The sequence below is a fragment of the Kribbella sp. ALI-6-A genome (genome assembly GCF_001984195.1).
Classification (GTDB): Bacteria; Actinomycetota; Actinomycetes; order Propionibacteriales; family Kribbellaceae; genus Kribbella.
Genome location: NZ_MTQN01000010.1, coordinates 984,606 through 1,011,457, shown reverse-complemented (window position 1 = coordinate 1,011,457; position 26,852 = coordinate 984,606). Strand labels below are relative to the sequence as shown.

24 protein-coding genes are annotated in these 26,852 nt (G+C 70.1%); 10 read left to right on the top strand and 14 right to left on the bottom strand.

Annotation, left to right across the window (positions count from 1 at the left end):
* Positions 1 to 119 precede the first annotated feature (119 nt).
* The 3 genes from BWI15_RS19105 to BWI15_RS19095 are packed head-to-tail and all read left to right on the top strand — an operon-like array spanning position 120 to position 2,640.
* Positions 120 to 782: an HAD family hydrolase gene (locus BWI15_RS19105; protein WP_237771354.1), complete on the top strand. Its 663-nt coding sequence runs from the start codon at positions 120 to 122 to the stop codon at positions 780 to 782.
* Positions 779 to 1,891 carry a CDP-glycerol glycerophosphotransferase family protein gene (locus BWI15_RS19100; protein ID WP_077015728.1) on the top strand — a complete coding sequence of 371 codons (1,113 nt, stop codon included), beginning with the start codon at positions 779 to 781 and terminating at the stop codon, positions 1,889 to 1,891. The genes BWI15_RS19105 and BWI15_RS19100 overlap by 4 nt, the downstream gene beginning before the upstream one ends.
* Entirely contained in the window at positions 1,888 to 2,640 is a 753-nt protein-coding gene (locus tag BWI15_RS19095; protein WP_077015727.1) for a phosphocholine cytidylyltransferase family protein, read from the top strand. Before BWI15_RS19100 ends, BWI15_RS19095 begins: the two co-directional genes overlap by 4 nt.
* 206 nt (positions 2,641 to 2,846) lie before the next feature.
* Here the strand turns inward: BWI15_RS19095 and BWI15_RS19090 are convergent, their stop codons facing one another.
* Together BWI15_RS19090 and BWI15_RS19085 are read right to left on the bottom strand one after the other, a co-directional pair.
* Complete coding sequence (locus BWI15_RS19090) at positions 2,847 to 4,427, bottom strand: ABC-F family ATP-binding cassette domain-containing protein (protein ID WP_077016090.1); 1,581 nt, start codon at positions 4,425 to 4,427, stop codon at positions 2,847 to 2,849.
* A gap of 201 nt (positions 4,428 to 4,628) precedes the next feature.
* Complete coding sequence (locus BWI15_RS19085; RefSeq protein WP_077015726.1) at positions 4,629 to 5,300, bottom strand: FadR/GntR family transcriptional regulator; 672 nt, start codon at positions 5,298 to 5,300, stop codon at positions 4,629 to 4,631.
* Between the two features lie 512 nt (positions 5,301 to 5,812).
* Between BWI15_RS19085 and BWI15_RS19080 the strand changes: the two genes are divergently transcribed.
* The 3 genes from BWI15_RS19080 to BWI15_RS19075 are packed head-to-tail and all read left to right on the top strand — an operon-like array spanning position 5,813 to position 10,605.
* Positions 5,813 to 9,682, top strand: coding sequence for a multifunctional oxoglutarate decarboxylase/oxoglutarate dehydrogenase thiamine pyrophosphate-binding subunit/dihydrolipoyllysine-residue succinyltransferase subunit (locus tag BWI15_RS19080; protein ID WP_077015725.1), 3,870 nt, complete (start codon positions 5,813 to 5,815; stop codon positions 9,680 to 9,682).
* A gap of 1 nt (position 9,683) precedes the next feature.
* Positions 9,684 to 9,860, top strand: a complete 177-nt coding sequence (locus tag BWI15_RS39455) for a DUF6104 family protein (protein ID WP_168197341.1) — start codon at positions 9,684 to 9,686, stop codon at positions 9,858 to 9,860.
* Between the two features lie 25 nt (positions 9,861 to 9,885).
* Positions 9,886 to 10,605 carry an AAA family ATPase gene (locus tag BWI15_RS19075; RefSeq protein ID WP_077015724.1) on the top strand — a complete coding sequence of 240 codons (720 nt, stop codon included), beginning with the start codon at positions 9,886 to 9,888 and terminating at the stop codon, positions 10,603 to 10,605.
* 13 nt (positions 10,606 to 10,618) lie between these two features.
* Here the strand turns inward: BWI15_RS19075 and BWI15_RS19070 are convergent, their stop codons facing one another.
* Together BWI15_RS19070 and BWI15_RS19065 are read right to left on the bottom strand one after the other, a co-directional pair.
* Positions 10,619 to 11,911: a multidrug effflux MFS transporter gene (locus BWI15_RS19070; RefSeq protein ID WP_083750862.1), complete on the bottom strand. Its 1,293-nt coding sequence runs from the start codon at positions 11,909 to 11,911 to the stop codon at positions 10,619 to 10,621.
* A 123-nt stretch (positions 11,912 to 12,034) separates the two neighbouring features.
* Positions 12,035 to 12,388: an ArsR/SmtB family transcription factor gene (locus BWI15_RS19065; RefSeq protein ID WP_077015723.1), complete on the bottom strand. Its 354-nt coding sequence runs from the start codon at positions 12,386 to 12,388 to the stop codon at positions 12,035 to 12,037.
* Between the two features lie 114 nt (positions 12,389 to 12,502).
* Here BWI15_RS19065 and BWI15_RS19060 point away from each other — a divergent pair, with 114 nt between their 5' ends.
* A complete protein-coding gene (locus tag BWI15_RS19060; RefSeq protein ID WP_077015722.1) occupies positions 12,503 to 13,735 on the top strand; it encodes a sodium:proton exchanger in 1,233 nt (410 codons plus the stop codon).
* Positions 13,736 to 13,789: 54 nt separating this feature from the next.
* On the opposite strand, the gene BWI15_RS19055 is transcribed toward BWI15_RS19060, so the two are convergent.
* From BWI15_RS19055 to BWI15_RS19020, 8 genes are all read right to left on the bottom strand, one after another.
* Complete coding sequence (locus BWI15_RS19055; RefSeq protein ID WP_077015721.1) at positions 13,790 to 14,089, bottom strand: WhiB family transcriptional regulator; 300 nt, start codon at positions 14,087 to 14,089, stop codon at positions 13,790 to 13,792.
* Between the two features lie 140 nt (positions 14,090 to 14,229).
* Positions 14,230 to 15,771, bottom strand: a complete 1,542-nt coding sequence (locus tag BWI15_RS19050) for a carboxylesterase/lipase family protein (RefSeq protein ID WP_077015720.1) — start codon at positions 15,769 to 15,771, stop codon at positions 14,230 to 14,232.
* Positions 15,772 to 15,831: 60 nt separating this feature from the next.
* Positions 15,832 to 17,061 (bottom strand): FAD-dependent oxidoreductase, encoded by a 1,230-nt coding sequence (locus tag BWI15_RS19045; protein ID WP_077015719.1) that lies wholly within the window; start codon positions 17,059 to 17,061, stop codon positions 15,832 to 15,834.
* Between the two features lies 1 nt (position 17,062).
* On the bottom strand, positions 17,063 to 17,938 hold the full coding sequence (locus BWI15_RS19040) for an AurF N-oxygenase family protein (protein WP_077015718.1): 876 nt from the start codon (positions 17,936 to 17,938) through the stop codon (positions 17,063 to 17,065).
* A 63-nt stretch (positions 17,939 to 18,001) separates the two neighbouring features.
* Positions 18,002 to 18,517 (bottom strand): GNAT family N-acetyltransferase, encoded by a 516-nt coding sequence (locus tag BWI15_RS40150; protein ID WP_077015717.1) that lies wholly within the window; start codon positions 18,515 to 18,517, stop codon positions 18,002 to 18,004.
* Complete coding sequence (locus tag BWI15_RS19030; protein ID WP_077015716.1) at positions 18,518 to 19,486, bottom strand: zinc-binding dehydrogenase; 969 nt, start codon at positions 19,484 to 19,486, stop codon at positions 18,518 to 18,520.
* 52 nt (positions 19,487 to 19,538) lie between these two features.
* Positions 19,539 to 20,132, bottom strand: coding sequence for a DUF1349 domain-containing protein (locus tag BWI15_RS19025; protein WP_077015715.1), 594 nt, complete (start codon positions 20,130 to 20,132; stop codon positions 19,539 to 19,541).
* A gap of 288 nt (positions 20,133 to 20,420) precedes the next feature.
* Entirely contained in the window at positions 20,421 to 21,620 is a 1,200-nt protein-coding gene (locus tag BWI15_RS19020) for an NAD(P)-dependent malic enzyme (protein WP_077015714.1), read from the bottom strand.
* Between the two features lie 301 nt (positions 21,621 to 21,921).
* Between BWI15_RS19020 and BWI15_RS19015 the strand changes: the two genes are divergently transcribed.
* Genes BWI15_RS19015 through BWI15_RS19005 form a run of 3 tightly spaced genes read left to right on the top strand, consistent with a single transcriptional unit; the run spans position 21,922 to position 24,373 of the window.
* Positions 21,922 to 22,773, top strand: a complete 852-nt coding sequence (locus BWI15_RS19015) for an ABC transporter substrate-binding protein (protein WP_077015713.1) — start codon at positions 21,922 to 21,924, stop codon at positions 22,771 to 22,773.
* Positions 22,770 to 23,591, top strand: coding sequence for an amino acid ABC transporter permease (locus tag BWI15_RS19010; protein ID WP_193432171.1), 822 nt, complete (start codon positions 22,770 to 22,772; stop codon positions 23,589 to 23,591). Before BWI15_RS19015 ends, BWI15_RS19010 begins: the two co-directional genes overlap by 4 nt.
* Positions 23,591 to 24,373 (top strand): amino acid ABC transporter ATP-binding protein, encoded by a 783-nt coding sequence (locus tag BWI15_RS19005; protein WP_077015712.1) that lies wholly within the window; start codon positions 23,591 to 23,593, stop codon positions 24,371 to 24,373. The genes BWI15_RS19010 and BWI15_RS19005 overlap by 1 nt, the downstream gene beginning before the upstream one ends.
* A 58-nt stretch (positions 24,374 to 24,431) precedes the next feature.
* Here the strand turns inward: BWI15_RS19005 and BWI15_RS19000 are convergent, their stop codons facing one another.
* Both BWI15_RS19000 and BWI15_RS18995 read right to left on the bottom strand, forming a co-directional pair.
* Positions 24,432 to 25,379, bottom strand: a complete 948-nt coding sequence (locus BWI15_RS19000; RefSeq protein WP_077015711.1) for an NEW3 domain-containing protein — start codon at positions 25,377 to 25,379, stop codon at positions 24,432 to 24,434.
* A 14-nt stretch (positions 25,380 to 25,393) separates the two neighbouring features.
* Positions 25,394 to 26,821, bottom strand: coding sequence for a Gfo/Idh/MocA family protein (locus tag BWI15_RS18995; RefSeq protein WP_077015710.1), 1,428 nt, complete (start codon positions 26,819 to 26,821; stop codon positions 25,394 to 25,396).
* Between the last annotated feature and the right edge of the window lie 31 nt (positions 26,822 to 26,852).

Sequence of the window (26,852 nt, the reverse complement as noted above, 5' to 3'; positions counted from 1 at the left end):
CCCTCCCCCAGCCGGACACCCTCCCGACAGCCGTGACGGACACGCTCCAAGCCTTGCTCTGTGATGCCGACGGCAACCTTTTCCCGTCGGAGGAACCTGCCTTCGCAGCGTCCGCGACGGTGACCAGCCAGTTGCTCACCAGCCTCGGCGTGTACGACGTGCCGACCGCCGAGGAGCTGCGCCGGACCACGACTGGCATGACGTTCCGCAGGACCGCACGTGCCCTCGCTGCCCGGCACGGCATCGACGAGATCACCGATCTCGACGCCTGGGTGGAGGAGGAGAAGCGGGTGGTGACTGCCCATCTGCAGCGAACTCTCGTCCCGGACCGAGCCGTCGTCGACGCGCTGACCGCGCTGGGCGAGCACCTGGTACTGGCCGCGGTCAGCTCCAGCGCGCTGGTCAGACTGCATGCCTGCCTGGCCGCCACCGGCCTGAACGAGCTGATCCGAACCGAGCTGGTCTTCTCGGCCGAGGACTCACTCGCCGTCCCCACCAGCAAGCCCGATCCCGCGATCTACCTGCACGCCTGCGACCGGCTGGGCATCCCCCCGGCCGCCGGTCTGGCCGTCGAGGATTCCGTCCCCGGAGCCCAGTCCGCGATCGCCGCCGGCTGCCCGACGATCGGCAACGTCGTCTTCGTCCCGCGGAACGAACGACGACAACGCGCCGAGGCGCTGTACGACGCCGGTGTCCTGCGGGTGGTGTCGTCGTGGGACGAACTCGCCGCCCTGCTGCTTCCCGCTCTCGCCGCCCGGCCGACAGAGGTGTCCGCCCGATGAAGATCGTCTACACCGCGTTCAGCGGCAGGTTCTGCGACAACCCGCGAGCCCTGTTCGAGGAGCTGTCCGTCCGGGCGCCCGGCCATGAGCATCTCTGGCTCGCCGCGCCGACGCATCGGCACGGCTTTCCGGCCGGCGTACGGACCGTCCCGTTCGGAACCAGCGAGTGCGTCGAGGCGCTGGAGGCGGCCGACGTGCTGATCTCGAACGACCACGTACCGCTCGACTGGAACAAGCGGCCCGAAACCGTGTACCTGCAGACCTGGCACGGGACGCCGCTGAAACGGATCCACCACGACGTGCTGTGGGCACCGGAGGGCCGACTGGAGTATCTCGACCAGGACGTCGCGCGCTGGGACCATCTGCTGTCGCCGAACCACCCGAGCACCGAGCGGCTACGCAACGCCTTCGGCCTGTCCGGTGAGATCCATGAGACCGGCTACCCGCGCAACGACCTGCTCAGCTCACCTCACAAGGCCGAGGTCCGGGCTGACATCCGCGGCCGGTTGGAGATCGCCGACGACGTGACCGCGGTGCTCTACGCGCCGACCTGGCGCGACGACCAGGTGTTCTCCGCGGAGCAGCCGGACTTCACGCTGCAGCTCGATCTCGAGGACTTCGCGCGCCGGCTCGGCCCGAACCACGTGCTGCTGCTGAGGGTGCACAACCTGGTCGCCGACCGACTGGTCCTCCCCGAGGGCGCGCCGGTGCGGGACGTCTCGGACTTCCCCGACGTCCGGGACCTGTACACCGCCGCCGACGTGCTGGTCACCGACTACTCCTCGACGATGTTCGACTTCGCCGTGACCGGCCGGCCGATCCTGCACTTCACCTACGACCTGGAGAACTACCGCGACCACCTGCGCGGCTTCTACTTCGACCTCGCAGCGTCCGCGCCGGGTCCGCTGCTGCGCACCAGCGCGGAGGTCGTCGACGCGCTGCTCGACCTCGATCAGGTCGTTGCCGAGCACCGGGACGCCTACGCGGCGTTCCGGCAGACGTTCTGCCACCTGGAGGACGGTCACTCCACCGAGCGCGTGATCGACCGCATCCTGCCGGACCTCGTCCGAGAGCCCGGAACCGTATCCGCAACGAGGAGGCCCGCATGACCAGCACGCACGACGCCCGAAGCACGGTGCAGGTGGTCGTTCTGGCCGCCGGCCTGGGAACGCGCTTGGGCCGCAGCCTGCCCAAACCGCTCACCGTGCTGCGGGACGGGCGCACGATCCTGCGTCACCAACTCGACGCGCTGCAGAGCTCCTTCGGCGACGACCACGCCGTCACGTTGGTGGTTGGCTACAACGCCGGCCAGCTGATGCTCGCCGCACCGCAAGCCGGCTTCGTACAGAACCCGCACTACGCCAGCACCAACACCTCCAAGAGCCTCTGGCGGGCATTGCGCGCCTCCGGACCGGGCGGCGTGCTGTGGCTCAACGGTGACGTCGTCTTCGACCCGGCGATCCTCGACCACCTGGCGCCGGCGATCCGTGCGGACCAGAGCTTCGTCTGCGTGGACACCGCGTCGGTCGCCGACGAAGAGGTCAAGTACACCGTCGACGGTCATGGCTACATCCAGGAACTGTCCAAGACCGTGACGGGTGGACTGGGCGAGGCGATCGGCATCAACTACGTCTCCGCCTGGGACAAGCCGACGCTGATCGACCACCTGGCCCGCTGCGACGACTCCGACTACTTCGAACGCGGCATCGAGACCGCCATCGCCCAGCGGGGGCTGCGGGTCCGCCCGCTGGACATCTCGGCGTACGCGGCGGTCGAGGTCGACTTCGAGGAGGACCTGGCGCGGGCGAATCTGCGCTGCGTCGCTGACCCGGCCAGGACTTCCGAGCTGTCGGCCTGAAGCGGATCGGCCTCCGGATCGATCCCCGTTCCTGAGTGCCTCAGCGGGGTCCTCGGTGGGTGTACCGGGGGTCCGGGCCTCGGCGCGGAACTCTGGGCCACGGGGTCCGGCGGGTGTGCTGGGGATCCGCGCGGACTGACTCAGGGGCTTGAACGGCCGGAGGGAAGGCTGCGGGGAGGCAGCGGAGGCGGCCTGCTCTGCGCATCTCAGCGGGGTCCGATCTCGGTGAGTTCGTTGTCGTCGATCGCCAGCCACCGAGTGATGCCGATCTCCCGCAGGAACGGCAGGTCGTGGCTCGCGATCAGCAACGCCCCCTCGTACGACGCGAGCGCGTCGCGGAGCTGGGCGATGCTGGCCAGGTCGAGGTTGTTGGTCGGCTCGTCGAGCATCAGCAGTTGCGGCGGGGGCTCGGCGAGCAGGAGGGCGGCCAGGGTGGCCCGGAAGCGTTCGCCGCCGGACAGAGTGCGGACAGGCTGATCGGCAGCCCGGCCGCGGAACAGGAAGCGGGCCAGGCGGGCCCTGCGGTCGTTGTTGTCCGTGCCGGGAGCCAGCTCGGCGAGGTTGTCGGCGATCGAGAGTTCGTCCTGGAGAAGATCGAGGCGCTGGGGCAACAACCGATAGGGGACCAAAGGCAACGACTGGTCGGCGATCGCGTGCAGCAACGTCGACTTGCCGGCGCCGTTCGGTCCGGTCAAAGCGATACGTTCGGGGCCACGGATCTCCAGGTTCGCGCTCAGGCCGGTGCGCAGTTCCAGCTGCCGCAGGCGCAGCGCGACCCGGCCGTTGGGAATGGCGGTGGCCGGAAGATCCACCCGGATGTGGTCGTCGTCGTGCACCTTCTCCTCCGCCTCGGCCAGCGCGTCCTGGGCAGCTTCCAGCCGTTCGCTGTGCATGCCGAGGTGCTTGCCCGCCGAGACCTGGGACGAGCGCTTCAGCGCGCCGGCGGCCATCTTCGGGATGCTGCCGGACTCGAAGGCGCGCCGCCCACCGGCTTGCCGGCGGTCGATCTTGGTCCGCGCCTCGATCAGCTCACGCTTCTGCCGCCGGACGTCGGACTCGGCCGAGCGCATCATCCGCTCGGCCGCCTCCTGCTCGATCGCGACCGCCTCCTCGTACGCCGTCAGGTTGCCGCCGTACCAGGTGAGATCGCCCTTGCGCAGCTCGCCGATCTGGTCGACCCGGTCGAGCAGCTCCCGGTCGTGGCTGACGACCAGCAGCGCGCCCCGGAACGTGTCGACCGCGTCGTACAGCTGGCGCCGGGCGCGCAGGTCCAGGTTGTTGGTCGGTTCGTCGAGCAGCAGGACGTCGGGACGCCGGAGCAGTTCGGTGGCCAGGCCGAGCAGGATCGTCTCGCCGCCGGACAGTTCGCCGACGGACCGGTCCAGCTCGATCGCGCCGAGCCCGAGCTTGCCGAGCAGCGCCTCGGCCCGCTCCTCGACGTCCCAGTCGTCGCCGATCACGGCGAAGTTCCGCTCGGAGGCGTCGCCCGACTCGATCGCGGCGATCGCCTGCCGGACCGCCGCGATGCCGAGCGCCGCGTCGACGCGCAGCGAGGTGTCGAGGGTCAGGTCCTGCGGCAGGTAGCCGAGCTCGCCGCTGACCCGGATCGAGCCACGCTGCGGGGTCAGCCGGCCGGCGATCAGCCGGAGCAGCGTCGACTTGCCGGTGCCGTTGCGGCCGACCAGTCCCGATCGGGCCGGGCCCGCGGCGAAGGAGAGCCCGTCGAACAGGACGTCACCGTCGGGCCAGGCGAAAAAGAGGTCGTTGCACGTCAAAGAGGCAGTCATCAGGGTGTACTCCGAGATCTCGAACGAGACCGCGCACCGACCGGTGGCGATCAACCGCTGCTGAAGAGAGACCTCAGTTCGACAACCCGCACCCCTGACATCGGCGACAAGACACTGTCAAGGTTAGCCAGCCCGCGACAGCCAGGGCAACGAAATAACCGGCACCGTCCGTAGCAGCACGGCGGCCGGGCAAGCCGGCGGTTACGGCGCCTTGCGGAGCCAGGACTCGACGCCGGCGATGTGAGCGGTCATCCAGGCGCGAGCGGCCTCGGCGTCGCGTTGCTCGAGGGCGTCGAGGATCGCGGTGTGCTCGGCCAGCGTCCGCTCGACGGCACCGGCCTGGGTCACGCCGCGCCAGATCCGGGCGCGCTGGGTGGCGCCGGAGACCCCGTCGAGCAGCGAGCAGACGACGGCGTTGCCGGTCGCTTCGGCGATGCCGCGGTGGAAGCGCAGGTCGTTACTGACCAGCTCGTCGACGTCGGCCTTCGGCGACAGGTCGCTGGTCAGCAGCCGGAGGTTGGCGAGCTGCTCGGGCGAGATCCGGACCGCCGCGAGGGCCGCGACGCCGGGCTCGAGCAGCCGGCGTACCTCGAAGAACTGCAGGACCGAGTCGTCGCGGTGCAGGTCGACCATGAAGCTGAGCGCGTCGAGCAGATGCGCGGAGCTCAGGCTGGTCACGTACGTGCCGTCGCCGTGCCGGACGTCGAGCACGTTCACCAGCGTCAGCGCCTTCACCGCTTCGCGCAGCGAGTTGCGCGACAGCCCGAGCCGGGCCGCCAGGTCCGCCTCCTTCGGCAGCCGGTCGCCCGGCCCCAGCTCGCCGGAGGTGATCATCTCCTTGATCTTGACGATCGCCTCATCCGTCAACGCCATCGGATCAGTATGCCGCCGGTCCGGCCCGGCGCGGCGAGATCGGCCCGACGACACCCGAGTGATGAGTTCGTGAGTCCGCTGGAGAGCCAATCGGGCAGAACTGGACTGATCCTTTGCGTGAGCTTCGCCACACTTTCGACCACGCTCGGTGATCACGCCCCGCGAACGCACCGCTGCATACAGTGGGCACTCAGGCGTAGCGAGCACTTCGGAACGGCCCCCGAACAGGGCCGGAACCCCACCTCTGCAACGAGTCCCGCAGTCCAGCGGACCCGTCCGGCGGCTGTCAAGAGCCGAGCCGGGGGCAACAACGCTGAAACACCCGAAACGCAGGTGTTCCAGGGGCCGATCGGCCAACGCGCGGCGGCGGAACCACTCGACACACTGGTCCGGTGGTCCCGGGCTGTAGATGTGTTGCCGGTGCTATTAGCCTTGGCTCGGGAGCACCCCCATCACTCCCGTAGTCAGCACAGTGGTACCGGACCCGCAAATCGGAAGAGGCGAACTGCCAAGTGGCCACCGAGCCATCAGACACCAATCCCCTTGCAGCCTTCGGAGCGAACGAATGGCTGGTCGACGAGATGTACGAGAAGTACCGCCAGGATCCCAAGTCGGTAGATCCCGCGTGGTCGGCCTATTTCGAGAACGGCAGCTTCCAGGGGGACAGTCCGGGTGACGCGCAGCAGGTGAAGCCTGCCGACGCTCCCCGTCCCGATGCGGTGTCGGACAACAAGACGCCGGAGGCCGCGAGCCGCGGTACGGCGGCGACCGCCCCCGCCTCCAGCGAGCCGGCCGCGCAGGCCGCCGCGACGGCTCCCGCTCCCGCCACGACCGCCGCCACGGTGTCGACGGCGACGCAGAGCCGGCCCGAGGCCGCCCAGCCCAAGCCCGCCGAAACCAAGCCGGCACCAGCAGCTCAGCAGCAGACCGCGCCCGCCACGAGCGGCGCCCCGACCGGAGGAACGGTGAACCAACCGCCCAGCGCGCAGCCCAAGCCCGCCCCCGCGACCAGCACGGACGCGGAGCGGAAGATCCTGCGCGGCGCACCCGCCCGGACGGCGCAGAACATGGAGACCAGCCTCGGGGTCCCCACCGCGACCAGCGTCCGCCAGGTGCCGGTCAAGCTGCTGATCGACAACCGGATCGTGATCAACAACCACCTCAAGCGCGCGCGGGGCGGCAAGATCTCGTTCACCCACCTGGTCGGCTGGGCGCTGGTCAAGGCGCTCAAGACGCTGCCGGAGATGAACGCGTCGTACGACGAGACCGACGGCAAGCCGACGCTGGTCCAGCCCGAGCACATCAACCTCGGCCTGGCCATCGACATGCAGAAGCCGGACGGCACCCGCCAACTGCTGGTGCCGTCGATCAAGGCGACTGAGACGATGACGTTCGCCGAGTTCTGGATGGCTTACGAGGACATCGTGCGCCGGGCCCGGGACAACAAGCTCGCGCTGCCGGACTTCCAGGGCACCACGATCAGCCTGACCAACCCGGGCACGATCGGCACCCAGCACTCGGTGCCGCGGCTGATGAGCGGCCAGGGCTGCATCATCGGCGTCGGCGCGATGGAGTACCCGACCGAGTACCAGGGTGCGGCCGAAGAGACGATGGCCAAGCTCGCGGTCAGCAAGGTGATGACGCTGACCTCGACCTACGACCACCGGATCATCCAGGGCGCGCAGTCGGGTGAGTTCCTGCGCCGCCTGCACCAGCTGCTGCTCGGCGCCGAGGGCTTCTACGACGAGATCTTCCAGAGCCTGCGGATCCCGTACGAGCCGATCCGCTGGGCCGCCGACCTCCCGCACAGCCACGAGGAGGACATCAGCAAGCAGGCCCGGATCCTGGAGCTGATTCACGCCTACCGGGTGCGCGGTCACATCATGGCCGACACCGACCCGCTGGAGTACAAGCAGCGCAGCCACCCCGACCTCGACGTCGCCACCCACGGGCTGACCCTGTGGGACCTGGACCGCGAGTTCGCCACCGGATCGTTCGGCGCCGCGACCGACCGCAAGTTCATGAAGCTGCGGGAGATCCTCGGCATCCTGCGCGACTCGTACTGCCGCACCACCGGTATCGAGTACATGCACATCCAGGACCCCGAGCAGCGCAAGTGGCTGCAGGAGCGGATCGAGCGGCCGCACACCAAGCCGCCGCGCGAGGAGCAGCTGCGGATCCTGGCCAAGCTGAACGAGGCCGAGGCGTTCGAGACCTTCCTGCAGACCAAGTACGTCGGCCAGAAGCGGTTCTCGCTGGAGGGTGGCGAGACCACCATCCCGCTGCTCGACGAGCTCTGCGAGGAGGCCGCCGGCGCCGGCCTGGACGAGGTCGTGATCGGTATGGCGCACCGCGGCCGGCTGAACGTGCTGGCCAACATCGTCGGCAAGTCCTACGGCCAGATCTTCCGCGAGTTCGACGGCAACATCGACCCGCGCACGGTCCAGGGCTCCGGTGACGTCAAGTACCACCTGGGCGCCGAGGGCGAGTTCGTCTCCGAGTTCGGCGACAAGATCAAGGTGTCGGTGGCGGCCAACCCGTCGCACCTGGAGACCGTCGACCCGGTGCTCGAGGGCATCGTCCGGGCCAAGCAGGACATCCTCGACCAGGGCCCGACGTTCCCGGTGCTGCCGGTCCTGGTGCACGGTGACGCGGCCTTCGCGGGTCAGGGCGTCGTGGCCGAGACGCTGAACCTGTCCCAGCTGCGCGGCTACCGCACCGGCGGCACGATCCACGTGATCGTCAACAACCAGGTCGGTTTCACCACCTCGCCGGCCTCGTCGCGCTCGTCGATGTACTGCACCGACGTGGCCCGGATGGTCCAGGCGCCGATCTTCCACGTGAACGGCGACGACCCCGAGGCCTGCGTCCGGGTCGCCGACCTGGCCTTCGAGTACCGCCAGGCGTTCAACAAGGACGTCGTGATCGACCTGGTCTGCTACCGCCGCCGCGGCCACAACGAGGGCGACGACCCGTCGTTCACCCAGCCGCTGATGTACGACCTGATCGAGCAGAAGCGGTCGGTGCGCAAGCTCTACACCGAGGCGCTGATCGGCCGTGGCGACATCACCGTCGAGGAGGCCGAGCAGGCGATGCGCGACTTCCAGCAGCGGCTGGAGCGCGTGTTCACCGAGGTCCGCGAGGCGAAGAGCCAGCCGGACACCCCGGCGCCGTACGTGACCGTCCCGGTCTACCCGGACAAGCCGGAGGGCCCGGACGCCACCGCGACCACGCCCGAGGTGCTGAAGAAGATCGCCGACGCGTACACCACGCTGCCGGAGGGCTTCACCGCGCACCCGAAGGTGATGCCGCAGCTGCAGCGCCGGGCCGCCGCGATCACGCAGGGCCCGGTGGACTGGGCCAGCGCGGAGATCACCGCCTTCGGCTCGCTGCTGCTGGCCGGGCGCCCGGTCCGGCTGGCCGGTCAGGACAGCCGCCGCGGCACGTTCGTGCAGCGGTTCGCCGCGATCATCGACCGGGTCAACGGTCAGGACTACGTCCCGCTGCAGCACCTGGACGACAACCAGGCGAACTTCTACGTCTACGACTCGCTGCTCAGCGAGTACGCCGCGCTCGGCTTCGAGTACGGCTACTCGGTGGCCCGGCCGGAGGCGCTGACCCTGTGGGAGGCGCAGTTCGGTGACTTCGTGAACGGCGCCCAGTCGATCATCGACGAGTACATCTCGGCCGGTGAGGCGAAGTGGGGCCAGAAGTCGGGTGTCGTGCTGCTGCTGCCGCACGGTTACGAGGGCCAGGGCCCGGACCACTCCTCGGCCCGGATCGAGCGGTTCATGGCGCTGTGCGCGGAGAACGCGATGACGGTGGCCCAGCCGTCCACGCCGGCGTCGTACTTCCACCTGCTGCGCCGCCACACCCTCGGCGAGGAGCACAACCCGCTGATCGTCTTCACGCCGAAGCAGCTGCTGCGGCGCAAGGAAGCGGTGTCGCAGCCGGAGGACCTGACCAGCGGCGCGTTCCGGCCGGTGCTCGGCGACGCCGAGGCCGAGGCCACCGCGGCGACCGTCGAGCGGGTCATCCTGTCGTCCGGCCGGATCGCGTACGACCTGTTCGCGGAGCGGAAGAAGACCGAGACCGACAAGATCAGCACCGCGGTGATCCGGGTCGAGCAGCTGTACCCGCTGCCGGCCGAGGAGATCAAGGCGGAGCTGGCCAAGTACCCGAACGCGACCGAGATCCGCTGGGTGCAGGACGAGCCGGCCAACCAGGGCCCGTGGCCGTTCATGGCGCTGAACCTGACCGAGCACCTGGGCGGCAAGCCGTTCTACCGGGTGTCCCGGCCGGCCATGTCGGCGACGTCGGTGGGCTCGATGGGCGCGCACCAGGCCGAGCAGCAGACGCTGCTGAAGCAGGCGTTCAGCTGACGTGTACTTCACCGATCGAGGGATCGAGGAGCTCGAGGGCCGGCGAGGCGAGGAAGACGTCTCGCTGGCCTGGCTGGCCGAGCGGCTGCGTGAGTTCGTCGACCTGAACCCCGAGTTCGAGACGCCGATCGAGCGGTTCGCCACCTGGCTGGCGCGGCTCGACGACGAGGACGATTGATCCGGTTCGTTTGTAGTGTGAGCGAATGCCCTTCGCCGACCATCCCGTACGACGGGTCGCCGCGGCGGAGGGCATTTCGCCGTCCGGGGTCTGGCCGCACACGATTCCCGCTGTGCGGCAGCTGCTGACGGACGGGCTGGATCTCGGGCCGGGCGTCACGTTCCTGGTCGGCGAGAACGGCGCCGGCAAGTCGACGCTGGTCGAAGCCGTCGCGGTCGCGTTCGGCATGTCGCCCGAGGGCGGGTCGACGGGTGCCCGGCTCAGCACGCGCGTCACCGAGTCACCACTGTCGGACGAGATCCAGCTGACCCGGGGTGCGGGCGCGGCGCGGGCCGGGTTCTTCCTGCGCGCCGAGACCATGCACGGCTTCTACTCCTACCTGGAGGACAACCCGAGCAACCACGGCGACCTCCCCTTCCACCGGATGAGCTACGGCGAGAGCTTCCTGTCGCTGATCGGCGACAGGTTCACCCGGCGCGGCTTCTACTGCCTGGACGAGCCCGAGTCGGCGCTGTCGTTCTCGTCCAGTCTCGCGGTGGTCGGCGTCCTGAAGCAGCTCGCCGACAACAAGTCACAGGTGCTCTGCGCGACCCACTCCCCCGTCATCGCTGCCCTGCCGGGCGCGACGATCCTCGAGGTCGGCGACTGGGGCATCCGCCGTACGGCGTGGGAGGACCTGGAACTCGTCCAGAACTGGCGCGCCTATCTGCGGCACCCCGAGCAGTACCTGCGGCACATCGTCTAGGTCGTCCGGCTGCTCAGTGAACGAGCACGACCGGTTGGTCCGCCGCCTCCGGCTGGAACTCCCGCTGCCAGGGCCTGACCACGACGAGCAGGGTGACCAGGGACAGGGCCAAACCGACGGACATCACCACGGCCATCGCGACCGCGTCAGTGCCGAGGGCGCCGACCAGCGGTGCGGCGACCGCGCCGATACCGAACTGGACAGCACCCAGCAGGGCCGCCGCGGTGCCCGCCGCCTCGCCGTGGCGTGACAGCGCCAGCGCCGGCGCGTTCGGAAGGGCCAGGCTGGCGGCGAACAGCGCCGCCCAGACCGGGACGAGGATGCCGACCAGGCCGCCCAGGCTCAGGGTCGCGGTCAGCAGCAGCGCGACCCCTGCCAGTGCGGCGAGGACCGCGCCGGCGGTGAGCACCTGCTCAGGCTCCCATCGCTTCAGCAGCACCGGGTTGAGCTGGGTCGCCGCGATCAGCAGCAGCCCGCCCACCCCGAACAGCAGTCCGAAGGTCTGGCTGCTCACGCCGAACTGTTCCTGGAACACGAACGACGCTCCCGCGACGTACCCGAACACGCCGGTCATCGCCAGGCCCGCGACGAGAGTGAGTCCGACGAAGACCCGATCGCGGACCAGCTGTCCGGCCGTGCGAGCGAGCTGCGCCGGCCCGAACGGGCGGCGGGCGGAAGGCGGCAAGGTCTCCGGAAGCGTCAGCGCCACCAGAACCATCAGCAGGACACCGAGCGCGGCCAGTACCACGAACAGGCCCTGCCACGGCAGCGCCACCAGCAGGGCGCCACCGACGGTGGGCGCGAACACCGGCGCGACGCCGATGACGAGCATCAGCCTCGACAGCAACGTCGCGGCCGCGCGTCCGACGTACAGGTCACGGACGATCGCCAGCGCGACCACGGACCCCGCAGCGGCACCGACCCCCTGCAAGACCCGGAAGACCGACAGCATCTCGACGTTCGGAGAGACCGCGCAGAGCACGGAGGCCAGCACATGCAGCCCCGCTCCGGCGATCAACGGCCGTCGCCGGCCGATGGTGTCGGAGAGCGGACCCACCAGCAGCTGGCCGAGAGCGAGGCCGGCGAAGGTGCCGGTCAGGGTGAACTGGATCGCTGTCTCGGAGGCGGCGAGGTCGGTGGTGATGGATGGCAGCGCCGGCAGGTACAAGTCGATGGTGAGCGGGCCGAGCGCGACGATGAAGCCGAGAGTCAGCACCAGCCGGATCCGGCCGATCGGGCGAATCGGCACGTCGGTGGCCGGCGTCGTCGTGGCAACGGGCGTCGTCGGGGGATCGGAGATCGCCATGAGTTCCTTGTGATCGCGTACGGGCAGGGCGCGACGTCGCTGTCGCCAGATGTCGGCAACCGCCCGCCCCGGCCTCCTATTCCCGGCCCACCCCCACGGTCCACCCTGCGGACCACCGAGGAGCTACTCCGCGTGGGGTGGGCGTTGGCGCAGCGGCGGGTCCGGCGCCAGCGAACCGTCGGGGGCGATGTGCTCGAAGATCTGGTCGACCAGGTTGAGCACGTGCGGGTCGTCGACGGTGTAGATGTGGCGGCGTCCCTCCCGCCGGGCGGTGATGATGCCGGCCAGCCGGAGCTTGCCGAGGTGCTGGCTGGCCGTCGCGATGCTCACTCCGACGCGGTCGGCCAGCGTGCCCACGTCGTACTCGCCCTGGGCCGCCAGCGAGACCAGATGCAGCCGCACCGGTGCGGACAGCATCGCGAAGGTGCCGGCGGCGGATTCCAGCTGGGCCTTCGTCGGTTCGGGGAAGGTCGTCATCTCGCGGTCATTGTGACCGGTCGACCGGGTCCTGGGGAGGCGGCAGGCCGGAGGTGAGCACGGTCTCATACTTTCGCAATTGCGAAAGTATCGAAATGGTGGCAGCCTGGAGGCATGGCAAGAGCCCTCCGCCCCGTGCTGCTGTGTCTGGCAGTGGCGATCCCCGCGGTCGCCCTGCGGCTCACCGGCACGCATCTGTCCGCCCCGCTCGGCATCGTCGTGTTCGGCCTCGGCGTCGTCGCCGCGTCGTTCGTGCTCGCCTGGGCCGCCGAGGCCGCCGAGATGGACATCTCCGGCGGGCTCGCGATCGCCCTGCTCGCCGTCATCGCCGTCCTGCCGGAGTACGCGGTGGACCTCTACTTCGCCCACACCGCCGGCAGCAACCCGGAGTACGTCCAGTACGCCGCCGCCAACATGACCGGCTCCAACCGCCTCCTGCTCGGCCTCGGCTGGTCCAGCGTCGTCCTGCTCAGCCTGTACGTCGCCGGCAAGCGCAGCGGGCGCTCGGTCAAGGCGCTGGTGCTCGACTCCGGCTACAAGCGCGAGCTCGGCTTCCTGCTGATCGCCGGTGTGGTCGCCTTCGTCATCCCGCTGACCGGCCAGATCCACCTGCTGCTCGGCATCGCGCTGCTGGCCTTCTTCGCCTACTACTTGTGGCGCGCAGCGGCCAGCGAGCACGGCGACGAGCCCGACCTGGTCGGCCCGGCCGCGCGGATCGGCGCCCTGCCGAAGGCACAGCGCCGGATCACGGTCATTGCCATGTTCGCCCTGGCGGCCGGTGTGATCCTGGCCTCGGCCGAGCCGTTCGCCGACTCGCTGGTGCAGGGCGGTCACGCGCTCGGCATCGACCAGTTCCTGCTGGTCCAGTGGCTGGCGCCGCTGGCTTCCGAGGCGCCGGAGTTCATCGTGGCGCTGCTGTTCGCCTGGCGCGGCAAGGGCGCAGCGGCGCTCGGCCTGCTGATCTCCGCGAAGGTGAACCAGTGGACCCTGCTGATCGGCAGCCTGCCGATCGCGTACGGCATCGGCGGTGGATCGGCCGCGCTGCACCTGGACGGGCGGCAGGTCGAGGAGTTCCTGCTGACCGCGACCCAGACCATGCTGGGCATCGCGATCCTGCTGACTCTGCGCTTCCCGCGCTGGGCTGCGTGGACTCTTCTGGGACTGTTCGCGATCCAGTTCGCCATCCCGGGACAGACCGGCCGCTACGCGCTCTGCGCCGTGTACGCCGTACTGGCGATCGGGGTGTTCGTGCACCACCGCCGCGAGATCCTGCCGACGCTGACCGATCCGTTCCGGCGGACGAAGAAGGTCGTGGCGGAGCGCAGCGACGAGCTGGTCGGCGTCTGACCTGCCGGCAACCGACAAAGGGCCCGCGGAATCCGCGGGCCCTTCGGTGTGCGATCAGCTGGCCTGCTGCTCCTCGACGGCGACCGCGGGGCGGCGGCGTTCGGACGGGCCGGGGCGGCCGCGGCGGCGACCGTCGAGGAACTTCTCCCCCGCGGCCGTGCCGGTGAACTTGGTCCGCCGGGCCCACGCGCGGCAGTCCTCCAGGACCGGGCACGCGGTCAGGCAGACCGCCTGCGCCTTGCGCTGCTCCCACTGGGTCGCGGTCTCGTCGTAGGCCGGCGACATGCCGACACACGCGGCCTTCGTCATCCAGCGGTCGGCGGGGTCGGCGATCACCGTCAAGGTCGGCCTCATGGGCCCTCCTGCTCCTCGTTCGATCGGGCGGATCGAAGGCGCGGGGGTTTCCCGCGCCACGATCAGCTTGCGCCCGAGTCGTTGCCCCGGTGCGACGCCCATGTTTCAGGCATGAAACGTCGCGCCGGAGAGCTGTCACATCAGTGCCGTGACACCGATTCCCAGAAGTCGCAGCGGTGCGTGGCGCGCAGATCCACCGGGCCGGTCGAGGCCACGCTGATCGAGCGGACGACGTCCCGCCGGTACGGCGCCCAGCCGGGATCACCGGCCCGGGCGAAGGCCGACCACTGGTCCAGGAGCCGGCCGGCCAACTGCTTCTGCGCCGGCGTCAGCGGCGGGGGCGTCCACGGACCGGGCGGCTCCGTGCTGCCGAGGAAGTACTGGACGTCGACGCCGTGGTGCGCGCCGTACGGGAATGTGCCGGGCTCCGGCGTCCGCGGCTCGGCGAACTCGTAGGTGTAGATCCGCGCCCGGCGGGCCATCACGTCGTTGGCCGTCAGTTGCGAGCAGGCGCCGAGCAGGAGTCCCTCATCGGTCAGGACCTGGGCGAGGGCGAGGCTCGGGCTCGGATGATCGGCCGCTGGATACTCGGCGAGCACCTTCGCGGCCTTGTCGCCGTACAGGTCGCTGACGAGCTGTGGGTACTGCGCGGCGGTCACGGGCCGGCCTTGCTCGTCGTACCGGCCGCCGACGAAGGAGCGCATCTCGTCCTTGGTGCCACCCTGCAGAACCGGTACGTCGGCCGCGGCGCCGAGCCGGTGCGCGATCCTCGGCTGCAGCGGGATCAAGGCCGTGCCGGCAGTGGGTAGCCAGGAGCGATCGGTCGTACGACGTGCCAGGGCCTCGCTCTGGCCGAGGCCGGTGAGTTCCTGGAACGGCTTGGCCCGCAGGCAGGCCAAGGCGGTGCGGGGATCGGCACAGCCGAGTGCTGCGGCGGTCGTCGTCGCGCGGTGTTCGGCTGCGCGGGCCGGGAGGAAGTCGTTGAGGCAGGGCGCGCTCTGCACGATCGCCCGCGCGAAGAGTCCGCGGGCCGACGGTGAGACCAGGTGCGCGCAGACGCTGAAGGCTCCGGCGGACTCGCCCCAGACCGTGACGCGGTGGGGATCGCCTCCGAACGCGCGAGCGTTGCGCTTGAACCAGCGCAGCGCCTGCTGCTGGTCGGCGAGGCCGAAGTTGCCCGCCGCGGGGTCGCGCATCGAGCGATGGCGCAGGAAGCCGAGGGCGCCCAGGCGGTAGTTCGCGGTGACCACGATGTTGCCCCGGGCCACCAACTCCGAGGGGTCGTAGCGCGAGCCCGCTCCCCCGGTGAAGCCGCCGCCGTGCAGGAACAGCAGGACCGGGGCGTTGGTTGCCCGGGCGGGTGCCCAGACGTTGAGGGTCAGGCAGTCCTCACTGCCGGACACCGTCGGGCCGGACGCCTGTGGGCATATCGGGCCGGGGACGGTGGCATCGCGGACGCCGGTCCAAGGTTCGGCCGGGCGCGGTGCCGACCAGCGGAGTGGACCGACCGGCGGGGCGGCGTACGGGATGCCTTCGAAGACGCGGACGCCGGTGGCCGTCGTCCGGCCCTGGAGCTGTCCGGTGTCGATCCGCACGGGACCGGTGGCAGCCGTGGCCGGCTGAACCGTACCGAGCAGGACAAGGGCGACAAGAGTTGCTGCTGCTGAGTGGAATGGCTTCATGCCTGCCGATGGTGGCAATCGCCTGACCGGCAGGGCATCGGCCAGGAGCGGTATTCGCCGTTACGCCGGCTGGGGTACGTCGGCGGTCAGCAACGTGCGGACGGTCTCCTGGGCGCAGGCTTTGTTGACGCCGATTCCGCCGCGGGCGCCGCGCTTGATCCAGCCGGTGACGAAGTGTCCGGGACGGCCGACGACCGCGCCGCCGACGTTCGGCACCACGCCGCGGACCGGGTCGAACGGCAGCCCGGGGATCGGACGGCCGGTGAAGCCGATCGCGGTGATCAGGGTGTCCGCCGCGATCGTCTCGCCGTCGGTCGTGGTCAGACCGCGGTGATCCCAGGCGGCAGGCGTGATGTGGTGGCGGAAGACGATGTCCTTGCTGTGCTCGACCTCCCGAAAGGCGGAAGCGGTGTAGGCGGCGGCGTCCGGGCCCCGGCGGCCGAGGAGGACCACCTCGGTGACACCGGCCAGGGCCTCGCGCACCTCCGGCGGTACACCGACCCCGATCAGCCGCCGCTCGTCCGCGGTCATCAGCCGGGCCAGGTCCAGCGCGACGTTTCCGTTGCCGACGACAATGACCCGCGGACCGCGCAGCTCGACCGGGCGGGCCCCCGGACGGTCGTTGTACCAGGCAACCACCTCGGCTGCGGTCAGCGCCGTCTCCTCGCCGGGGATCCCCAGCCGGCGACTCTCGAACGAGCCGGACGCGTGCACCACCGCGTCGTACCGGCCCTCGAGCTCGGCGACGCTCACCTCGGTGCCGGGACGCCAGCGCACCCGCGGGTGGGCGGCGATCCGCTCGAAGGTCCGCACGATCTGCTTCGTGACCGGGTGATCCGGCGCGACCCCGTAGCGCGCCAAACCGCCGACGACCGGGAGCCGGTCGAACAAGGTCACCTCGGCGGTGCTCCGCTGCAGCAACTCCCGCGTCGCGTACATCCCGGCCGGCCCCGCTCCGACCACCGCGACCCGCCGCGGCCCGTCCGACCAGCGGTTGAAGCTGGGCGGCTCCCAGCTGTCCAGGTCGAGCCCGTCCAGCACCGGACGCTCCGCGTAGTACGCCGTGTTCAGCTGCACGTCGACGGCCGACGCACGGTCGGCCGGCTTGGCCGCGTCCACCGGGCAGATGTCGGCGCAGGCACCGCAGTCGATGCACGTGCGCGGATCGATGAACAGCCCGTCCGTCGTACCGAACCCCGGCTCCCCCGGTGAGGGGTGGATGCAGTTCATCGGGCAGACCGCGACGCAGCTCGCGTCCGAGCAGCAGTCCCCGCTGATCACGTAGCTCATCTCAGAGCAACCCGGTCCGCCGGTAGACCCGCCGGGCCGCCGGAGTCAGCAGCCCGACCTCGCCGAGGAAGTCCATCAGGTTGGCGCAGCTCGACCGCAGCAGCGAGCGATGGTGTTCGTTGCGCCGGGCCAGGCGGACAGCTTTCTCGACATCGAGGCCCGCGTTCCGGTAGACCTCCGGGCTGACCATGCTGCCGACGATCATGTCCGCGGCCAGCGCGATCACCAGCGCGCTCGTCCAGCGGTGCGTCCGGCCCGCGTCGACCAGCCGGGCGCGGGTCTCCTCGCGCGCGAACACCATGTGCCGGGACTCCTCGACCACGTGGATGTGGTTGACCGTGCGGACCAGCGGCGCGACCCGGCGGTCGCGCATCCAGTCGCGCTGCATCACGTCGAGCACCTCCTCCGCGACCAGGATCGCGGCGTACGCCGTGGCGCCGGTGGCGACGGTCTTGAAACCGCGACCGAGCTCACGAGCGAGCAGCCCCGGCCGGTAGCGCGCGTCGACCAGCCGGCCCGAGGCCTTGGCGAACATGATCGAGTGCCGGCACTCGTCGGCGATCTCGGTCAGCGCCCACTGGAACTCGGGCGTGGCCGGGCTGACGTCGTACACGTCGCGCAGGATCATCTGCTGCAGGATCAGCTCGAACCAGATCCCGGTCGAGGCCACCGACGCGGCCTCGTGCCGGGTCAGCTCGCGGCGCTGCGACTCGCTCAGCTCGTCCCAGTACGGCGTGCCGTAGAGCGAGCTCCACTCCGGGCTCAAGCCGTAGTCGTCGCCGACCGGGGCGTCCCAGTCGATCTCGGTCTCCGGATCCCGGGACAGCTGCGCCGCCGAGGCGAGCAGGCGTCGTGCGGTGTCGTCCGTGTCGTGCATGAAGCACCTCCCGGCATCGATACATCCTCAATGTAACATAGGAGATGTATCAAGTCGCAAGGTCTACTGCGCCGGCCGGACCATCCGGATCTCGGGGACGCCGAAGAACTCCTCGTCGGCCCGGGCTCCGTCCGCGGTGAAGCCGTTGCGGCGGTAGAAGGCCATCGCCCGCTCGTTGCCCTCCAGCACCCACAGGCTGGCGGCCGCCCGGCCGATCGCGACGTCCAGCAGCCGCTGCCCCAGGCCGGTCCCCCACCACGCTCGCCGGGTGTAGACGGCGTACAGCTCGAGCGGCGTCGGAGCATCGTCGTCGCGGGCAGGCCCTGGTGACGAGAAGCCGATCAGTCGGTCCTGCATCGGGGCGTCCGGCGCCGGGTTGATCGCGAGCCAGCGCACCACTCCGGCCTCGATCGCACCGGCCCACCGCTCGGTCCGGCGGCCGATCCCGGCGGAGTCCGTCTTCTCCCGCAGCCGCTCAGGATCCAGCAACTCGGCGTACGCCTCCTGCCAGCACAGCAGGTGACACCATGCACCGGCCTCGGCGTCGGCGGCCGTGGCGCGCCGGATCACCGGTTCCATCTAGACGGTGAAAACGATCTTGCCGAAGACGTCGCCGTCGTTCATCTTGGCGAAGCCGGTACGAGCGTCGGCCAGCGGCATCGTCGTGTCGATGTGCGGCGAGATCCCGGCGTTCGCCATGAACTGCACCAGCTCGGCCAGCTCCTGCCGCGTGCCCATCGTCGAGCCCTGGATCCGCAGCTGCAGGAAGAAGATCCGGTTCAGCTCGGCCGACTTCGGCGCCTGGCCGGAGGTCGCGCCGGAGATCACCAGCGTGCCGCCCTGCTTGAGCGACTTCAGCGAGTGCGACCAGGTCGCCTGGCCGACGGTCTCCATCACCGCGTCGACCCGCTCCGGCAGCCGCGCGCCGGACTCGAACACGTCGTGCGCACCGATCTCCAGCGCCTTCGTCCGCTTGGCGTCGTCCCGGCTGGTGGCCCAGACCCGGATCCCGGCCGCCCGCGCGAGCGTGATCAGCGAGGTCGCCACTCCACCGCCGGCGCCCTGCACGAGCACGGTGTCCCCCGGCTTCAGCCCCGACTGCGTGAACAGCATCCGGTACGCCGTCAGCCAGGCCGTCGGCAGACACGCCGCCTGCTCGAAGCTCAAGCCCGCCGGCTTCGGTACGACGTTGCGCGCGGGCACGACGACCTTCTCCGCCAGCGTGCCCTGGTACCGCTCGCTCAGCAACGACCGCTTCGGGTCGAGCGTCTCGTCACCCTTCCACGCCGGGTCCGAGATCACCGCGTGCACCACGACCTCGTTGCCGTCCGGGTCGATGCCCGCGGCGTCGCAGCCCAGGATCATCGGCAGACTCTGCTCGGCCAGCCCGACGCCCTTCAGCGACCACAGGTCGTGGTGGTTCAGCGCCGACGCCTTGACGTCGATCGTCACCCACCCGTCCGGCGCCTCGGGCTCCGGCCGCTCCCCAACCTCGAGCGCGGACACCGGGTCGTCGGCGTTGAACTCGGCAGCATAGGCAGCAAGCATGCGCCCACCCTAGGCGGTGGTCCGCACCCAGTCAGTTACCAACGTCACCGGTTCAGTCCGCGTGCAGCCCGGCGTCCGCGTCGGTCGCCGCGAACGACGTGAAGCGCACGTTGAGCCCGGAGCGGGTCGGCGCGCAGCACATCGCGCCCGCCGCTGCCTCGGCGTCCGGCGACAGCGGGGCGAGCCGGACCATGCGCCAAGGCTCGTCGTCGACCCGTGCGCGCACGGTCACCGCGTCACCGGAGCGGCTGACCCGGATCGTCACCTCGCGACCGGCCCACTCCGGGACGGGTGCCATCGACCAGTCGGACAGTCCGCGGGTCACCACGGCGCCCAGCTGCGGCACGCCGTCGGTGAACTCCACGCCGGCCTTGATCCAGTTCTCCGCGTCGACGCGGACCAGGACGCCCGCCTGGTCGTACAGCTCGTCGAACGCCGCGACGAAACCGACCTCGATCGCGGTCTCCGGCGGGAAGTCGGTCAGCAGCGCGTGCCCGTCGTCGTGCACGAACCCGTAGCTCGTCGTCCGCCAGAAGTCGCTGCCCTTCCGCGCGGTCACCACCAGATCGTTGCCGTCGGCATGTACCGCCTCGGGCGGATTCAGCCACGCCGCTTCGGACCACTCGATCGCACGCCGGTTCTCCACCCGGCAACCCTAGAACACCCGCTCGTCCTCCGCCTGCGGCGGAGGACGAGCGGGTTGGAGGAGGGGAAAGGCGGAGGCCCCCAGCATCGGACCAAGGCCTTGGCCGGGGCCGGGGCGAGGGCTTGGCCGGGGCTGCGAGCTCCGCCGGGGCCGGGAGCTCTGCCGGAGCCATGGGCTTGACCCGGGCCGTAGGCCGGGAACTCGGCCGGGCCGTAGGCCGGGAACTCGGCCGGGCCGTGGCCTTGGCCGGAGCCGGGCCGCCTATGGCCGGGCCCCGCCGTCCACCTCTCAGGCGCGGGCGACTCCGTCGCGGCGGGCGGCCTCGGCGACCGCGGCGGCAACGGCCGGAGCGACGCGCTCGTCGAACGGCGACGGGATGATGTAGTCCGCCCGCAGCTCGTCCGCCGGGATGAGGTCGGCCAGCGCCTCGGCCGCGGCCAGCTTCATGCCCTCGGTGATCCGGCTCGCGTTCGCGTCGAAGGCACCGCGGAAGATGCCGGGGAACGCGAGCACGTTGTTGATCTGGTTCGGGAAGTCGGAGCGGCCGGTCGCGACCACCGCGGCGTGCCGGTGCGCCAGATCCGGGTGCACCTCCGGGTTCGGGTTGGCCAGCGCGAAGATCATCGCGCCGGGCGCCATCCGGGCGATCGCTTCCTCGGGCACCGTGCCGCCGGAGACGCCCAGGAAGACGTCGGCCCCGTCGAGGGCGTCGACCAGGCGGCCGGACAGCTGCGCGGTGTTGGTGTCGCGAGCCAGCGAGAGCTTCACCGGGGTGAGGTCGGAGCGGTCCTCGTGCAGCACGCCCTTGCTGTCGACGACCGCGAGGTCTCCGACGCCGGCCTGCAGCAGGATCCGCGCGCACGCGACCCCGGCCGCGCCGGCGCCCGAGATCACCACGCGGATGTCCGAGATCGACTTGCCCGTCACCCGCAGCGCGTTCCGCAGAGCAGCCAGTACGACGACCGCCGTACCGTGCTGGTCGTCGTGGAAGACCGGGATGTCGAGGCGTTCCTTCAGCCGGCGCTCGATCTCGAAGCAGCGCGGCGCGGAGATGTCCTCCAGGTTGATCCCGCCGAACGTCGGCGCCATCCGGACCACGGTCTCGACGAACTCGTCCACGTCGGTGCAAGCCAGCGCGATCGGCACCGAGTCGACGCCGCCGAACTCCTTGAACAGCAGCGCCTTGCCCTCCATCACCGGCAGCGCGGCGGCCGGGCCGATGTCGCCCAGGCCCAGGACGGCGGTCCCGTCGGTGACGACGGCGACCACGTTCGACTTCCAGGTGTAGGTGCGGACCAGCGACGGGTCCTCGGCGATCGCCGTACAGACCCGGGCCACGCCGGGGGTGTAGGCCATCGACAGGTCGTCGGCGTCGCGGACCTGGATCGAGGACGTCACCTCGATCTTGCCGCCGCGGTGCAGCTCGAAGACCGGGTCACCGGCGTAGGAGTCGGTGGAGACGTCGGACGGAAAAGCTTCGGCAACCATCGGAGACCCTTCATCAGCCCGGCGTGGAGCGGGCAGGCGTGTGCGGTACGTGTGTGAGGTGGCGGTTCGATGAGGGTGCGTCGAACGTCGCCGGTGCCAGGGGGTCACCCGTCGCTACGAGTAAACCACAGGCAGCACTGGTCTCATCTGTGAGGCCCCCCACACGGCGTCATCCCGGTGACGATCGAGTCTCGGCGCCGGTTACCGGCCGACACGACGCTGCCTGCTGTGTCAGGATGCGGGAATCCTGACCGGTAACGTCCGGCAGGACGACTACAACCAGTGTCGAGGAGTACTCGCGATGAACATCTCCATCCTCCGCAAGAGCCGCGTCGCGGCCGTCACCGCAACGGTCGCCGCGCTCGCGCTCGCCCTGTCCGCCTGCGGCAGCGACGACTCGGGCAGCGGTGGCAGCGGTGGAAGTGAGGACAAGGCCGCGGCCGCCGGGATCACCCTGGTCAAGCCCGGCAAGCTCACCGTCTGCACCCACCTGCCCTACAAGCCGTTCCAGTTCAAGGAGGGCACCGACGTCGTCGGTTTCGACGTCGACCTGCTCGACCTGGTCGCCAACGACCTCGGTCTGGAGCAGGAAGTGGTGAACATCGAGTGGGCCCAGGTCACCTCGGGCGCCGCGTTCAAGGCCAAGAAGTGCGACATGGGCATGGGCGCGATGACCATCACCCCGGAGCGTCAGGCCGCGATCAGCATCACCGCGCCCTACATGGACGCGACGCAGGTGCTGCTGGTGAAGAAGGACTCGCCGTACAAGTCGCTGGCCGACCTGAAGGGCAAGAAGGTCGGTGTCCAGGCCGACACCACCGGTAAGGACTTCGCCGACAAGGAGTCCAAGGTGCACGGGTTCGAGGTGCTCACGTTCAGCGACCTCGCGCTGCAGGGCAACAACCTCAAGTCCGGCCGGGTCGATGCCGCCATCAACGACAACGGCGTGCTCTACGACTTCGTCAAGGCCAACCCGGACACCGCGGTGGTGACCGAGTTCGACACCGGCGAGCAGTACGGCTTCGCCGCGCTGAAGGACGGCAGCGGACCGAAGCTGGTGGAGAAGTTCAACACGCTGCTGGCCCAGGCCAAGACCGACGGCAAGTACAACGAGATCTACAAGAAGTGGTTCGGAGTTGAGCCGAAGAAGTGAGCGCGCCCCACGACACCGTTGAACGCCGGGGACTGAGCCCGCGCCAGCGGGCTCGGCGTTCCCGGCTGATCCAGTACGCGATCCTGGTCCTGCTGGTCGTCTTCGCGGCGATCAGCGCGGACTGGGGCCAGATCGGCAAGGTGTTCTTCGAGCCCAAGTTCATCGAGGCCGCCTTCCGTGACGGCCTGCTGTCAGCGCTGGTGAAGACGCTGGAGTACACCGCCGGCGCGTTCGTGATCGGCCTGATCGGCGGCACGCTGCTGGCCCTGATGCGGTTGAGCAGCGTCGGCCCGTACCGGTGGGTGGCGACGGCCTACATCGAGTTCTTCCGTGGCCTGCCGGCCATCGTGGTGTTCATCGCGTTCAGCCTGCTGCCGCTGGCCTTCGAGGGCATGACGATCCCCTGGGACCCGTACGGCGTGGTCTGGCTGGCGCTCGGCATCGTCGCCGCGGCGTACATGGCCGAGGTGATCCGGGCCGGCATCCAGGCGGTGCCGAAGGGCCAGCTCGAGGCAGCCCGCTCGCTCGGCATGCCGCCGGGGCTGGCGACCCGCAAGATCGTGCTGCCGCAAGCGTTCAGGATCGTGCTGCCGCCGCTGACCAACGACCTGATCCTGCTGGTGAAGGACTCCTCGCTGGTCTTCATCATCGGCACCAGCGCGACGGCGTACGAGCTGACCGGGTTCGGCCGGGAACTGGCCAACACCTACGCCAACCTGACCCCGCTGGTCACGGCCGGGTTCTGCTACCTGCTGATCACCCTGCCGCTGGGCATAGTGGTCCGCCGGCTCGAGTCGAAGGCTGCGAGGACGCGCTGATGACCGTTCAAGATTCCTTGCCCACCTCGTCCCCGGTGGTGCAGATCAAGAACCTGCACAAGTCGTTCGGCAGCAACCACGTCCTGCGTGGTATCGACTTCACCGTCGACCAGGGCGAGGTCGTCTGCGTGATCGGGCCGTCCGGTTCCGGCAAGTCGACGCTGCTGCGCTGCGTCAACCTGCTGGAGATGCCGCAGGAGGGCCAGGTGATCGTCCGCGGTGAGGACCTCACCGACCCCGACTGCCACCTGGACGCGGCCCGGCAGCAGATCGGCATGGTGTTCCAGCAGTTCAACCTGTTCCCGCACCTGTCGGTGCTGGCGAACTGCACGGTCGCCCAGACGACGGTGCACAAGCGCAGGGCGTCCGAGGCCGAGCAGATCGCCCGGGCGAACCTGTCCCGGGTCGGTCTGGACGACAAGGTCACGGCGTACCCGGCCCAACTGTCCGGTGGGCAGCAGCAGCGGGTCGCGATCGCGCGGGCGCTGTCGATGGACCCGGCGCTGATGCTGTTCGACGAGCCGACGTCGGCGCTCGACCCGGAATTGGTCGGCGACGTCCTGACGGTGATGCGCAAGCTCGCCCTGGACGGGATGACGATGCTCGTCGTCACCCACGAGATGGCCTTCGCCCGTGAGGTGGCCGACCGGGTCGTGTTCATGGACGGCGGCGTGATCGTCGAACAGGGATCGCCGGCCGAGGTGATCGGCAACCCGCAGCAGCCGCGGACCCAGGACTTCCTGCGCCGGGTGCTCAACCCGACGCACGTCGAACCGACCTGACCCCTCGTACGCCGGACGGCCGGTTCCCCTGCCAGGGGAACCGGCCGTTCGCCGTTTGTCAGGCGGTCGCGAGAGCGAAGACGTGCAGGCTGCCGGTGGACGGCAGCGTGACGAGTTCGACCTTCTTGGCCGGGTCGAGCGGGACCGAGTTGGCGAAGACCCGGTACTGGTACTCCGCGTTCGCGTAGCCCGCCGGGGTGTTGCGGCCGGGGGTGCTGATCGCCAGTGTCGCGCCGTGGGTGCCGGCGTCCTGGAAGGACCAGTTCGGGAAGCCGACCGAGCCGGTGGACGACGTGCCGTCGGCGTACCAGATCGTCACGGTGCCGACCGCGGACAGGCTCGAACCGGAGCCGAGCAGGACGAGTCGTTGCCCTTGGCCCGTGAACTCGATGGTCTGGCCGCCGCCCGCCGCGTTGTCCTTGGTGCCGGGCTGGACGTTCGGCCACGTCAGCGTCGCGCCCAGCGCGGTGACCGTCGCGCCGGGTGTCACCCCGGCGGCCGCCAGTCGCTGCGCGGAGAAGCTGTTGCCGTCACCGTCGAAGTCGCCGGGCGCCGGATTCGACTCGTCGGTCACGCCGACGTTGTTGAAGGCCGCCGCCAGGTTCGGCAGCGGCGTACCGGAGCGCTGGGAGCTGGTTCCGACCGCCTGCCCACCGGCGTACGTGGCGGTCGCGGTGAAGGTCCGGATCGTGAAGCCAGGCCGCGGCTCGGGCACCCGGATCTGGAAGTCGACCACCGCCGACCCACCCGGCTTCACGGCCTCCTTCACCGTCCGGACCTCGGGCGAGACGGTCCACCCGACCGGCCCGCGGAACGAGACCGCGAGCTTCGACAGCCGCTGGGCACTGTTGTTCTTCACCGTCACCTTGACCGTCGAGATCACCGGCCCGGCCAAATCGACTTGCGAGATCCCGACCTCGACCTCACCGGCGGCAGCCGCCGGCGCCGCAGTCAGCCCGGCCGCCAGTACGGCGACCGCACACACCTTCGCGAGGAGTTTCAGCATCGTCCCTCCCCCGCTCAGCCGACCGGAGGCATGTCGGTCTCGCGGGAGTCCAGCCCGAGCCGCAGCTCCGACCAGCGACCGCGGGTGAAGTCCGGTACCTCGACCGGCCGGCCCTCGCGCTTCAGCGACTCGACACTCAGCGGCACCGGTGAGCACCAGACGGCCGAGTCGTACACGTCGATGTCGGGCACCAGCCCGGCGCGCATCTGCTGCACGATCCGCCACTGCAGCACGTAGTCCATGCCACCGTGGCCGCCGTTGTTCGCCGCGTCGTCGCCGATCTTCTTCCACAGCCAGTGGTCGAACTCCTGCCGGTACGGCGCGAAGTCCTGCCAGCTGTGACCGCCGTGGTCGGGCTCGAGGTAGACCCGGCCGCCGGTGGTGCCGACCGGGACGTAGTCCTCGAAGATGCCCCGGCTGCCGGCCAGGCTGTTGATCCGGCTGTACGGGCGCGGCGAGCTGACGTCGTGCTCGGCCCGGATCACCCGGCCCTTCGAGGTCTCGATCAAGCAAGTGACCAGGTCGCCGTTGATGTAGGTCTCGTTCCAGGACGAGTGCGTGCGCGGGATGTTGCGCTCGCGGTAGTCGGCCAGTCCGCGCGGAGCCGTCGCGGTCGCCCGCAGTGTGGTCATCCGGTCGCCGCGGTTGATGTCCATCGCCGCCGCGATCGGCGCGAGCCCGTGCATCGCGTAGAAGCTCGCCGTACTGCGAGTGTGCCACTTCCGGCGCCACGCGTCGGTGTAGTAGGTGTCGCTGAACAGCAGCTCCCGCAGGTCGTGCAGGTAGCCGCCGTGGCCGTTGGTGATCTCGCCGAACAGGCCTTCGTGCGCCATCTTGAGCATCGCCAGCTCGTTGCGGCCGTAGCTGCAGTTCTCCATCAGCCACAGGTGGCGGCGGGTCCGCTCGGAGGTGTCGACCAGGTCCCACAGCTGCGCGAGCTCGGTGGCGATCGGCAGCTCGACGCCGACGTGCTTGCCGCCGAGCAGCGCGGCCTTGCCCTGCTCGTAGTGGAACTCCCAGGGGGTGGCGATGTAGACGAGGTCGACGTCCCCGCTGCGCACCAGTTTCTGGTACGCCGTGGCGGAGCCGCCGTACTCGGTCGGGCGGGGTTTGCCGAGCTGCACGAGCTTGTCGGCGGCCGCCTTGGCCCGGTCGGCCCGGATGTCACAGACGGCGGTGACCACCGCGCCGGGCACGGCGGCCCAGCCGGACAGCATGCCGGCGCCCCGGTTGCCGAGGCCGATCAGGCCGATCCGGACGGTGCCGTACTGCTGGAACGGGACGTCGACCATCGAGCGCTGGCCGGGACGGCGGGCCGGCACGGTGCCGGTCGTGGATTCGGTGGTGGAACCGGCGTGGGCCTGGCCGGCGGCTCCGGCGGCGGCCAGGACGCCGGCGACTCCGGCGCCGAGCACGGTCCGGCGCGAACTGGTGGGACTCACGGTGTACTCCTGTCGTCGGGCGGGCGAGGGA